Genomic DNA, 13,076 nt, shown 5'->3' with positions numbered 1-13,076 from the left:
GACCGCTTGCAATTCTATATTTGCATTCTTTTTACGGGCTTTCGCTGCTTCATTTAAAATGAAGTCAGCGATGCCGTTTGCACAGTTTCTTAAAGTATCATCATAGCTGATTATATAGCCTGCCGTGACGTCATGTTCTTGGGCCGCATGACCAGCAAGGCGTTTTGCTGTGAGCATGGAATATCCCAACGCTTCAGAAATGGTGAGAAAAGTTCGCCGTAAGTCATGAGCGGTAATCTTGTATCCGATGACTTCGGAGGCAAACTCTAGAACTGGACGACCGTCTCTAATATGGCCTAAGTCGCAAATAGGTGAATAAAACACATAATCTTCCGAGTAATTTCTGAGTTTTAGTTCTTTTAAAATGCTAGAGACTTCGTTTCCCATCGGCATAAATTCCTTTTCACCTTCAGAAAGAGTTTTTCCTTCAACGACTTCCAGACACCCTTGATCAAAACGCACTTGGGACCAAGTGAGAGATGCCAATTGTTGCTTTCTCCAGCCAGTTAAAAGCAAACAACGAGCATAAGCGGAAGCGATGACACTTGCGCCTGTGTATCTTTCAGATTTATGCTGATACTCTTCAACTGCATTCCACCAAGCTCCAAGTTCAGTTTTGTGAATTAGAGTTTTTCTTCGCTTTGTTTTAGGTGCAACTCTTAGGTCGTCTAAGATTTTTGCTGGACTTTCTCCAAATATAGGTGTGCCTTCAGAATTACGAAAAGCACCACGAGCAAAACTCCAAAGTGAGTTAAAAAACCTTACTGCAATTGAGACAGAAGACTCTGAAAGAGGTTTAGTATGTTTTGTTCCTTTTCTCCAATTTGAGGTTAATTTCAAAATATCTTCGCGTGTGAACTCAAGTAGAGATTTGTTTTTGCAATGGCCAAACTGAATATTGATTAGTGAGTCATACATCTCACATGTCCTAGGCTTCCAAGATCTTACTTTTTTTACTTCGTTGAATACTTCTTCAAGCGTAATTGTAAATGGATCGGTGCCACCTTTCGTTTTATTGATACTCGAAGTTGCCTGGTATTTACCTGATTTTATTTTAGTAACCAACTCATTAGCTCTATCTCGAGCTAGATCTGGAACCATTTCGCTTACTTCACCTAAAGGAATGCTGTGTTTTTTTCCTTTGTAAGTTTTAACTAAATAGTAAGTCCTTCTCCCGGAATGGCGTACAAAGCAAGCTAAGAAAGAACAAGTTTTATCCCAGTATTTGTCAGGTTTTGACTTATCTGTGGGGTAGGGCAGCTTTAAGAGCTCTTTCTTAGTAAAGTGAAATGCGAAAGATTTATCATTTGGTTTGAAGGTAGACACAATATCCTCTAAACGTTTTACTTTTTCTCAAATTATGAATAGGGAGGTATTTGGATCACACTTCTAGCTTTTAGCTATTCCAATACCTCAACTTTTGGATAGATACTGACATATAGAATTATAGAAAGCAAACAAATAAGGCGTTTTGTATTCAGGTTTTCATACCCGTTTTGTACCCTTGCGGGGTGTTATTTATTGAAACGAAATGAAACGATAAGTTACGGTTAACAATTGTGCTAGAATTATGTTTGTGAAATATAACATCTTATATAACAATGAATTACAGTGTGTTTGCGTGTATTGCTGCGACCTTTTGTTTACTTTGTCTGGTGGTTTAAAATACAGAAATATCTCAATGTATCTAACTGGAAAGCGTGTATAGGTTAATAGCTTATCGAGGGTTCGAATCCCTCTCTCACCGCCAGTTAAATAAAAAGGTCCAGCTTCATAAAAGTTGGGCCGTTTTTATTTAACCAGCCGATGCAAAAGAGGCGCTTGGTTCGCAGTCTGTTCGACAAATTTGTCAGGAACAAATTTGAACATCGGCGGTACGCCGATGGCCCCGAAGGGGTGCAGGGTAGGAAGCTCGGAATAATCCCTTTTTACATATCCTTCTCTAAACATTACCAAAACTTTCCGATACCCTATTCAGCCACTTAATACCCTTTACAAATCTATGTGCAGATACTTCTTGATATTTTTTTGTTCATTATTGATGTCTCCAACCCTAGCCAAGCAAAGCACCTGTTATGGTACAACTGCATACGGAAAACTATCAAACGGTGTGAAACTTCCATCAGAAGGCAAAAATTTTGTCACGTATAGCGGCATGGCGCGTGTTTTGGGCCGAACTTATGTTCATTCCGATGTTGCCCATATCATTGTTCAAAGTTACCAAAACCTTGAAAAAAAACATCCGGATAAAGTCTACAAGTATGCCGAAACCGGCTTTGAAAAAGGAGGGCAGTTTAAACCGCATAAAACCCATCAAAATGGATTATCGGTAGACTTTATGGTTCCAGTATTAGATCCCAACGGGAAGTCAGTGCATTTACCTACTCATGCTTTCAATAAATTGGGTTATAACATCGAGTTCGATGATAAAAGTCGATACGATGATTTTCGCATTGACTACCAAGCTATGGCTGCGCATTTGGTTGAGTTGGATAAGGTCGCTCGATCGAAAGGCTTTGGGCTTTGGCGAGTCATTTTTGATCCTAAACTGCAACCCAATTTATTCAATACGGAGTACGGTGATTATTTGCGAGAGAACATTCAGTTTTCAACTCGGCGAGCCTGGGTTAGGCACGACGAGCATTATCATGTGGATTTTAACGTTCCCTGCGAAAAGCTTAAGTAGTAGGTCATTTTATTGTATTTGGCAGGTTAACCTTTGTACATCGGGTTCTTGGTTTTTTACTGTTTAATACAGTCTTTAGAAAAACAAATGGCGCCAAAAGAAGGGGCCGATCGTTTAAGAACATTGGTGTATCCCATTGAATGCAACTCGAGGCTAAAAGTTTTTTAAAGCGGCGTTTTATTCCGTTTGATTTTTGATATATCTCAGATAAAAATAAAAACGCAAATAGGCGATTGTCTGTAATCCATTTGAGAGATCTCTTACTTGAGTGACCTTTTCACTTTTGCGATACTTCGCGCCGTCTCATCAGGGAGTAGTTGCTTCACAGGGACACCAAATGAATAACCGTTTGCGCCAATAAAAACATTTCGCAAACAAAAAAAGTATCACATCGATTTTTCAGGGGACACTCATGCACCGCGTTTTATCTGCGCTCGGTCTTTTTTTGGCCGCGTTTTTTGCTACCACTTTGTCGGCCGCTTCGGCAAACTTAACGGTTAACGAAGATTCGACACTGCTTATTTTTCCCCCTAATTATGGGGTCAGTTATTCCGATACGAACACCTCTGTTAGCGAAGCCAGTCACGGTTCAACGTATGTTGACACGACCATCGATAAGGTGAAATACACGCCTAATAGCAATTACTGTGGCAGTGATTCTTTTACAATTACCACCGCCAACGTTGGTGAGCCAGATAGATACAGAAGATCAAGAGTCACCATTGAAACGTTAAATGTTTCTGTTCAGGTCAGTTGTATTAATGATCAACCCACCATTTCCAACATCGGCAATCGAACCATCAATGAAGACGCCGGACAACAAAGCGCCAGCTTTACCATTGGCGATGTGGAAACCAGCGCCAGTTCGTTAACCTTATCGAAAGCTTCTAGCAACACAAGTTTGATCCCAACCGGTAACATCAGTTTTGGTGGCAGTGGCGCTAACCGAGTGGTGTATTTTACGCCAGCTGCGGATCAGTCGGGCAGTGCAACCATTACAGTGACCGTGTCCGATGGCAATAAAACGCGCAGTGACAGTTTTGTGGTCACGGTGAATGCCGTTAATGATCAACCCACCATTTCCAACATCGGCAATCGAACCATCAATGAAGACGCCGGACAACAAAGCGCCAGCTTTACCATTGGTGATGTGGAAACCAACGCCAGCTCGTTAACCTTATCGAAAGCGTCAAGCAACACAAGTTTATTCCCAACCGGTAACATCAGTTTTGGTGGCAGTGGCGCTAACCGAGTGGTGTATTTTACGCCAGCTGCGGATCAGTCGGGCAGTGCAACCATTACAGTGACGGTGTCCGATGGCAATAAAACGCGCAGTGACAGTTTTGTGGTCACGGTGAATGCCGTTAATGATCAACCGACCATTTCCAACATCGGCAATCGAACCATTAATGAAGACGCCGGCCAGCAAAGTGCCAGCTTTACCATTGGTGATGTGGAAACCAGCGCCAGTTCGTTAACCTTATCGAAAGCTTCAAGCAACACGAGTTTGTTCCCAACCGGTAACATCAGTTTTGGTGGCAGTGGTGCAAATCGGGTGGTGTATTTTACGCCTGTCGCCAATCAGTCAGGCAGTGCGACCATTACAGTGACCGTTTCCGATGGCAATAAAACGCGCAGTGACAGTTTTGTGGTCACGGTGAATGCCGTTAATGATCAACCGACCATTTCCAACATCGGCAATCGAACCATTAATGAAGACGCCGGCCAGCAAAGTGCCAGCTTTACCATTGGTGATGTGGAAACCAGCGCCAGTTCGTTAACCTTATCGAAAGCTTCAAGCAACACGAGTTTGTTCCCAACCGGTAACATCAGTTTTGGTGGCAGTGGTGCAAATCGGGTGGTGTATTTTACGCCTGTCGCCAATCAGTCAGGCAGTGCGACCATTACAGTGACCGTTTCCGATGGCAATAAAACGCGCAGTGACAGTTTTGTGGTCACGGTGAACGCTGTTAATGATCAACCGACCATTTCCAACATCGGCAATCGAACCATCAATGAAGACGCCGGACAACAAAGTGCCAGCTTTACCATTGGTGATGTGGAAACCAGCGCCAGTTCGTTAACCTTATCGAAAGCGTCAAGCAACACGAGTTTGTTCCCAACCGGTAACATCAGTTTTGGTGGCAGTGGTGCAAATCGGGTGGTGTATTTTACGCCTGTCGCCAATCAGTCAGGCAGTGCGACCATTACAGTGACCGTTTCTGATGGTTATTTATCTCATCAAGAGAGCTTTATCGTTACGGTAAATGCCGTTAACGATAAGCCCGTTATTTCGGCTATACCGGATCAAGTTCTTATTGGAGGTGAAAGTACTGGGAACCTTGCTTTTACGCTTAATGATATTGATAGTGATGTGGCGTCAATTACGTTAACTGCCCAATCCAGCGACACATCCGTTATTCCAGTCAATCTCATTTCATTTGGAGGAAGCGGAAGTCATCGAAGTGTGAATGTGGGTTCAATTGACGACATGAGCGGGCAAGTTACCGTTACAATAAATGCAAATGATGGCCCTGATGTAACAAGCACCTCGTTTATCGTGGAAGTCTTTGCAGAGCCAGAATTTGCTCGAAAAGGAAGTGCTTTAATCAGTGACGATACGGTCATTCAGGTGGCTCCAAATGACTCCGACAATGTGGGCAAGCTCGAAGGCGAAGCGGGCGTTTCGGGCGGTGCGGCCACTTACAGCATTCCGATTGCGGTGCCTCCGGGCCGTAGGGGCATGCAACCTTCCATTGCTTTAAATTATTCTTCGCGCAGTGGCAGCGGCATTGCCGGGCTGGGCTGGGGCCTCAGTGCGGGCTCGTCCATTCACCGTTGTGCCGCTATTTATGAGCTGGAACAAAAACCTCATAACGTGCAGTTGACGAACGAAGACAGACTTTGCTTTAACGGCGAGCGGCTAAAAGTATACGGCTCGGCCGGTTATTGGCAAAGCGGCTCCACCTATCACCCAGAAAGCAATCCCCATGTGCGGATTACTTATGTGTCGGCCAGCTACTTTAAAGTGGAGCATTTAAGTGGCAACGTTGAATACCTGGGAGAAACCGCCGCCTCACGCGTAGATCTCAATGGCGTCACTCAGCAGTGGTTACTGACCCGTTCGCTCGATGCGCACCTGAACGCCATACACTATTATTACAGTGCCGAAGGCGATACCCACGCCAAATACCTCACCGACATTTATTACACCGGTTACAACACCAGCAATGGTGATCGGTACGTTAAATTCGCTTACGAAACGCGCCCAGAAGGCCGTCGCAGTTATTTGGCGGGTGTGTTGAGCACCTCTACACAGCGTCTTAAAACCATCACCACTCAATATCAATCCAGCAATGTGGCGCAATACACGCTGACTTATCGTGATGAAGCCGAAGCGGTCAACTCGGTGATCACCGATCCAAGCGTCAGCTTACTCGACAGCGTGACGCTGTGCCGTTGGGATGAAGCGAACAATCAAACGTGTTTGCCACCCACCGTTATGGAATTGGTGATGCCTCAGTCGGGCGTGAAAGCAGAGCAAATGGTGTTTACTGCCGATGAGCGACAATGGGCTGGCGGCTCTCTCATCACAGGTGATTTTGATGGCGACGGCAAACTTGATTACGGTTACTCTGCCTCGAGCATGGGCAGCAGTGGTATTGGCCTGGATGTGCGCTTATCGTCTCGACCCAATGGACAAGAGTGGATCAACATCAGTGGTCTGGTGAACAATTACGACAGCACAGAAAGCTCCACCACTAACCTGACCATCGACTACGACTTAGACGGCCAAACCGACTTTTTAAGCAGCTGGAAAGACAGCAGTGGCGTGGTTAAGTTGGCGTTGGTGCGCTGGAACGCAGACACGATGCAGTTTGAGACGCATCAACTTGAAACGCCTACCGGTTGCCACGATACGAGCCTATCGTTACCGCGTGATCACGTCGGTTCGCATTGCCAAAGTTACGTATTGGATGTGAACGGCGATGGTAAGTCCGATATTCTGGCCGCGCATCAGCAAGGCGCCTACATCACTCGCTGGAATTTATTGCTCAATAACAGCAATGGCCAATCTTCAACCCCGAATTTTATACCCGGTACCAGCACTTTCACCATTTCCGATTACAACAAAGTAGCCGCGGAAAGCTATGTGGCGGTGGATTTAAACGGCGACGGCCAAGTTGAATTGGTCGGGAACCGACTGCGCGGTCACCTGGATACCGATCCTTACGACGCTATTCAGGTGAACTTTGTGAAAAGTGGAGCTACCTATCAACTGCAAGAGCAGTTGCTGGGCAGCTCAGATGATGCCTCACCGCATCCTGTTGCGCGTAAAGAGTTTAGCTTGAGCGACTTTAACGGCGATGGGCTAGCCGATGCCGTGTCCTTAATCGATATTGGCGGTGGACAAAAAGACTATGGCGTTTTCTACAACACCGGCCGTGGTTTTGTCACTTCCAGCACAATGATGCCGAACTCTAAAACCTTACCGATTGATATTAACCAAGACGGTATCACCGATTATTTAACCCGCGGAGCCGTTGCGTATCAGCACAACTGTGGCGATTACCCGTCGGATCCGGATCGCATCCGCTTGTTTGAACTGTGCGAAGATCGTAACACCTTGTATTACTACAACGCTCAAATTCGCAGCTATGACAGCACCGGTCAGCTGACGTCCACCAGCGTGAACTTAGGGATTATTGGCCCTAACTTAAAGCACGGTGGGATCACCGTGGCCGATCACAACGGCGATGGGGCGGATGACATCATCGTTCGCCTCGGCACCATCAAAATGACCAGCGGCCATGCATCCGGCTACTACGTGTACGAAAACAAAAACCCGCAGGCGCACCTGCTCTCCAAGGTGATCGCCGGTCACGGCTATTTTGACCAAGCCACCGAGTTTGTTTACGACTCGCTGAGTAACCTGCAAACCGTGGGACGTTATTCGTACGAGAAAGAGCAAAGCTTCCCCTACATTAAATTCACCACCGCCACTCAAATGGTCAGCGAACTGAAAACGAGCGACGGTGTGGGCGGTATGAACACCAGCCAGTGGGCGTATCAAGATGCGCGTTATCATTTGCAGGGGCGTGGCTTCCAAGGGTTTGCGGTGATCACCAGCGACAACCTGAGCGCCGGTACGCGCAGTTATTCCGAGTTTGAGCAGACCTTCCCGCTGACCGGCAAAGTGCGTAAAGCCTTAAGCTTTGCCAAAAACGGCGTTGGTGATTACATCAAAATTACCGAAACGCAAAATCAGTGGTTCGCCAAAACCATCGACAACGCGCATCTGGTTTATACCCAATCGAGCCTCAGCCAAAACTTTGAGCTGAACAGTGGTGCCAAACTGTCGGAGCAAACCCAAAACATCGAATCGATGAACGCCTGGGGCTTTGTCACTCAGAGTCGCAGCCGAGTGGACAGCGGTTTTGGGGTGCAAGAAGCGGTTAGCAATAACAGCTATTACACCGACGATGAGAGCAACTGGTGGCTGGGCAAGTTGCAATCGAACACGGTGACCCGTTATGCCTTATCGGGTAACACGCCCGCGGTGTACCAAAGTACGCTCGATGGGCAAACGCAAATCCAGAAAACCTACAGTTGGACCACCACACGTCAGCCTGATGTGGTGACCACGGAGGTATTACTAGGCGGCGGTGAAAGCGTTAGTGTGGACACCGATTACAGCAGTTACGGATTGCCGATTAAAGTGACCACCACGGCCGGTGGCCTGAGCCGCTACGTCACCACCGCTTATTCCAGCGACGGTTATTTCGCGCAAACGGTGACCAATCAAAAAGGCCACACCGTCACCAGTCAGGTTAACCCGCGTCACGGACAAACCGATTGGGTGAAAGACGCCAACAACAATCAGGTGACTTCGAGTTTGGATGCGTTCGGTCGTCCGGAAAAAGTCTCCACCGTGGGCGTGCCCGATGCCTACAAACGCTACAGCTGGTGCGACAGTGGTTGTCAGGCGCAGTCGGGTCACTTAACGAACGCGGTGTACACGGTCACGCACATTCAGGCCGGTTACCCCACCACCATCACCTACAAAGACATGTTCAATCGCGACTTGATGGTGGAAACCATTGGTTTCAGTGGGGAGTCGATTTACGCCTACACCACCTACAACGCCTTGGGGCAAAAGTTGTTCGACTCGGTACCTTCCACCAATGCCGATACCCAGTTGGGTACCGCTTACCTAAGCTATGATCCCCTGGGCCGATTGACGCATCGGGTGACCGATACCGCCGGTGGGCAGCTCGATGTGCGCTACAGCTTTGGTGCGAATAACCCGTCTTCCAATATTCCGGCGCAGTACCAAACCAAAATCACCGTCAATCACAGCCAGGAGATGTACCGTGCTCACAGTGGCAGTGGACAGTTGATGGAAACCACCGACGCGCTCGGCGGCATGACACAATACGCCTATGACGCACAAGGCAACCCCATTGTGTTGCAAGACGCTAATGGCAACGCCATCACCGCCACTTACAACGCACTTGGTCAAAAGTTGTGGGTGAACGACCCCAACATGGGCCGCAAAGACTTCACCTATACCGCTTTTGGTGAAGTGAACACTGAAAAAGACGCGAAAAACCAAACCACCGATTACGATTACGACGTATTGGGGCGTTTAACCTCTCGCAAAGTGAACAACGTACTGGAAGCGAGTTTTGCGTTTGATACCGGAACCAAAGACATCGGCGGCGTGTGTTTGGGAATGCCGGCCAGCGAAACCCGCGGCAACTTGCCGAGTGGTGAATCGTTTGTGCGTACTTTTGAGTACGATGCACAATGTCGTCCCATCAAAGTGACCGACACCATCGATGGCGTCGATTATCAAGTGGAAACGCATTACGACGCAAACTTCGGTCGTGTCAAAGGGGTGAGCTACCCGAACGGTCTTACTGTGGCTTACGCGTACAACGACAAAGGCTACCTGTCGCGTACTTACAACCCGGCGAGCGATTACACCTACCGCGAAATCAAAGCGATGGACGTGTGGGGGCAATGGAAAGAAGCACGCCTTGGCAACAACGTCATTCAGCAAAGCCGCAATTACTTTGAGGCCAGTGGCCAAATGCTGAATTCCGCCGCTTACAAAAACAACTTCAACAACCTGTTGCAAGCGATGGACTACAACATCGATGTGTACGGCGATTTAACCTCAATGACGGTGGACAACTACCTCAGCGGCAGTGTGCGCTCCAGCAGTGAATCCTATACGTACGACGCGCTGCATCGCCTTACTCGCGCTCAGCGTACGCTGGATAACACCCCATTACCGGCCATTACTTACGGTTACGATGCGGTGGGTAACTTTGAACACAAATCGGATTTCTCCAGCAGCTCGAGCGATGCTTACCGTTACGGTAACGCAGACAAAAACCTCGGCGGTAATGCGGGCCCCAACGCAGTGCGTCAGGTAATGCTCAGCAACAACAGCACCCGCAATTACAGTTACGACAACAACGGTAACTTAACCTCCGATGGCATTCGTAGCATTGTCTACAACGCCTTTAACAAACCCACCACCATCACGGTGGCCAGTGGCCAGCGCATCGACCCGGATGACAGCAGTACCACCGCAAGCAGCGTTATCGATTTCCGTTACGGTGCTGACCAAATGCGTTACAAGCAAGTCAAAAAGAACAATGGGGAGGTCACCACCACGCTGTACGTTGGCAAGGTGTACGAAGAAGTCCGTACTAGCAACAAAACCGAAAAGAAACTCATCATCGATGACATTGCCATGCTCACCGAAACCCACATCAACGGTAACGTCAGCGAAGACTTAATGTTCTTCCACAAAGACCGTTTGGGTTCCACCACCGCGATGTTCGATACCAGCGGCAACATTCGGGAAACGCGCAGCTTTGATGCTTTCGGTAAACCTCGAACCGGTCAATTGGCCGACCACCCGGTGGCTAAGTTGTATCAATCTGAGCCAAGTTACGTGAAAAACACTCGCGGTTTCACTGACCACGAGCATATGGACGATGCACAACTGATTCATATGAATGGGCGGGCGTACGATTACAACCTCGGAAGATTTCTGAGTGTGGACCCGTTTATTCAGAGTCCGGGCAACAGTCAGAGTATGAATCCATATTCGTACATTATGAACAATCCGTTGGCTGGTACGGATCCGAGTGGATACACTTCAGAAACGGGTTCGGAGCATAATGCTGACATCACCACAACCCAAAAAACTTATACTGTGACTGTGACCAAAGCGGGCAGTCGCATTAAGCATAAAGTGAAAGTAACTGTTGGCGGAAAGGGCGATAACGTTTCAATCACAGGGATGAAAGGAGGCGATGGCGGTACCCGGAAAGTAGCTGCTGGAGTTGTTAACAACTTCCTTTCGAATGTAAAAGAAGGTGTGAAGCAAGTGAATGCCGCTATGGCAAACGCTAGTGCGAAGCCTAATGTTGGAGATGGGCAGGTTGCTGGAGGGGATTCAGGAAACTCGACAGGTGGAGGGGATGGTAGCAGCAATTATGATGAAAGATTAGATATATTAGGGTGTGATGATTGCCGGGGGTATGGGTTGAGTGGTCGTGGGGGTGTTGTAAATCCTATGCCTCTTCCAGGAGGACCTGTTAATCCTACTTCTGATACAGTATCAATAAAAAAACTTGGGGAAAAAATATCCGACACTGTTAATGAGACCATAGCTGACTTACGTAATGGCTCTGATGATAAAGATAAAGTTATAATTTTATTTCACTATACGGACAGGAAAGGATATGAGGCGATACTAAGATCAGGTCTAATTAAATACTCTTTTGGTGAAACAAATGCTAGGCATGGGAATGGTCAGTATTTTACAGACTTGCCTCCTGAGTTGTTTGTAGCTTTTGATAAGAAAAAGCTTTCGGAAGTACAGCTTGATTCAGGTAAGCAGTCTCTAACTCAGTTAGCAAGAAAGTTATATGGTGTTGCATATCGTTCAGTAGCTTACAAAACGGAATACTTTTTTGCCATAAATTTAACTGGCTTAAAAGTTGAAAATCCTAAGCCTTTTATTTACTTACATAAAAGTAATGTAGATTTAGATATAAGCTCTCGTATAGTAAGGCATGGTAAAACACTAGAGGAAAATTGATGAAATATTTTAAGTTTGATTCTGAAAGTGATTTAGGCGATGGGGTTACTTATTTGGAGTTTGATGGAGAGATAGCAACTCGGCAAGTTGAAATTTATGGAGAGAAGTTTTTCAACTCCCTCAAGGATTATCATGATGGGCTTGGCCCTGGCTTAGTTGATCAACCACTTAGTGTTATAGGCTTAGACAAAGAGCAAGAAATTTCAGTTGAGGAGTTTGAGCAAGTTTGGAGAGCGTCAATTAATGCCAGTTAATTATTTTATGGGAGATATATTTTTATCACCAACGCCATACTCTCTTGCACATGGCTGTAATTGTGCCGGAGCTATGGGGAAGGGTATTGCTGTCGAGTTTAAAAAGCGCTGGCCTAACATGTATCAGAACTATAAAGCTAGGTGTAAATCTGGTTTATTTATTCCTGGAAATGTTTTTGTATGGGAGGATGGTAACGATACTATTTTTAACTTGGGTACTCAAAGCAGTTGGAGAGCTAAAGCGAAATTGATGTATGTTCGAGAGTCAGTACGGGATATGCTGGAAAAATTAGAGTGTAGGAATTTATCTTACGTTTATATGCCTTTGGTAGGTTCTGGTCTTGGAGGGCTTTCTGCTTTAGATGTAAAGCAGACACTTTACGAAATTGCTTCTGAAAGTTCTGTCGGTATAAATGTAATTGAAAAGTTCGTTCCTAATCTGGTTCCAACAAAATTAGCTTTGGTTTAGGTATTACCACCCAAGCAAAAGAGGGAAAAGGCAGGACAGCCACCAATTAGTTCCAAAGCCGATGCAACCCATCGGTTTCGTTCTTTAAAAAACAGCTTACCTTTCTAACACTCGCGGCTTTACTGACCACGAGCATATGGACGATGCACAACTGATTCATATGAATGGGCGGGCGTACGATTATAATTTGGGACGATTCCTTTCTGTGGACCCGTTTATACAGGAGCCAGGGAATTCTCAGAGTATGAATCCATATTCGTACATTATGAACAATCCGTTGGCTGGTACGGATCCGAGTGGGTATGTTTCTGTACGTAAAAGCTGCTGACATTACCACAACCCAAAAAACTTTTACTATGACCGTGACCAAAGCGGGCAGTCGCATTAAGCATAAAGTAGAAGTAACTGTTGGCGGAAAGGGCGATAACGTTTCAATCACCGGAATGAAAGGAGGCGATGGCGGCGCCCGGAGCGTAGCTGCTGGTGCTGTTAACAACTTACTTTCGAATGTGAAAGAAGGTGTGAAGCAAGTGAATGCCG

Annotated in this window: 7 protein-coding genes; 6 read left to right on the top strand and 1 reads right to left on the bottom strand. The window is 46.6% G+C overall.

Annotated elements, in window-relative coordinates:
- Nucleotides 1-1,326: tyrosine-type recombinase/integrase (locus tag ACTUJY_RS20510; protein WP_463618006.1), on the bottom strand; the 1,326-nt coding region annotated here is incomplete at its 3' end.
- 676 nt (nucleotides 1,327-2,002) lie between these two features.
- Here ACTUJY_RS20510 and ACTUJY_RS20505 point away from each other — a divergent pair.
- From ACTUJY_RS20505 to ACTUJY_RS20480, 6 genes are all read left to right on the top strand, one after another.
- The gene (locus ACTUJY_RS20505) at nucleotides 2,003-2,686 is read left to right on the top strand and encodes a penicillin-insensitive murein endopeptidase (RefSeq protein ID WP_463618005.1); all 684 of its coding nucleotides are present in this window, start codon (nucleotides 2,003-2,005) and stop codon (nucleotides 2,684-2,686) included.
- Nucleotides 2,687-3,098: 412 nt separating this feature from the next.
- A complete protein-coding gene (locus ACTUJY_RS20500; RefSeq protein ID WP_463618004.1) occupies nucleotides 3,099-11,813 on the top strand; it encodes a tandem-95 repeat protein in 8,715 nt (2,904 codons plus the stop codon).
- Nucleotides 11,813-12,067: a hypothetical protein gene (locus ACTUJY_RS20495; protein ID WP_463618003.1), complete on the top strand. Its 255-nt coding sequence runs from the start codon at nucleotides 11,813-11,815 to the stop codon at nucleotides 12,065-12,067. The genes ACTUJY_RS20500 and ACTUJY_RS20495 overlap by 1 nt, the downstream gene beginning before the upstream one ends.
- Complete coding sequence (locus ACTUJY_RS20490; protein ID WP_463618002.1) at nucleotides 12,057-12,536, top strand: macro domain-containing protein; 480 nt, start codon at nucleotides 12,057-12,059, stop codon at nucleotides 12,534-12,536. The genes ACTUJY_RS20495 and ACTUJY_RS20490 overlap by 11 nt, the downstream gene beginning before the upstream one ends.
- A 136-nt stretch (nucleotides 12,537-12,672) precedes the next feature.
- Nucleotides 12,673-12,864 (top strand): RHS repeat domain-containing protein, encoded by a 192-nt coding sequence (locus ACTUJY_RS20485; protein WP_463618001.1) that lies wholly within the window; start codon nucleotides 12,673-12,675, stop codon nucleotides 12,862-12,864.
- Nucleotides 12,839-13,076 (top strand): hypothetical protein (locus tag ACTUJY_RS20480; protein ID WP_463618000.1); only part of this gene is annotated, 238 nt, incomplete at its 3' end. The genes ACTUJY_RS20485 and ACTUJY_RS20480, both read left to right, overlap by 26 nt.

This window comes from Pleionea sp. WD8-19 (genome assembly GCF_055326765.1).
This window is presented reverse-complemented; position numbering and strand designations above follow the sequence as displayed.

Bases quoted from the DNA above. Each gene is read 5' to 3' on its own strand.
- ACTUJY_RS20490 (WP_463618002.1), top strand. From the start codon at position 12,057: ATGCCAGTTAATTATTTTATGGGAGATATATTTTTATCACCAACGCCA.
- ACTUJY_RS20505 (WP_463618005.1), top strand. From the start codon at position 2,003: ATGTGCAGATACTTCTTGATATTTTTTTGTTCATTATTGATGTCTCCA.
- ACTUJY_RS20500 (WP_463618004.1), top strand. From the start codon at position 3,099: ATGCACCGCGTTTTATCTGCGCTCGGTCTTTTTTTGGCCGCGTTTTTT.
- ACTUJY_RS20495 (WP_463618003.1), top strand. From the start codon at position 11,813: ATGAAATATTTTAAGTTTGATTCTGAAAGTGATTTAGGCGATGGGGTT.
- ACTUJY_RS20485 (WP_463618001.1), top strand. From the start codon at position 12,673: ATGGACGATGCACAACTGATTCATATGAATGGGCGGGCGTACGATTAT.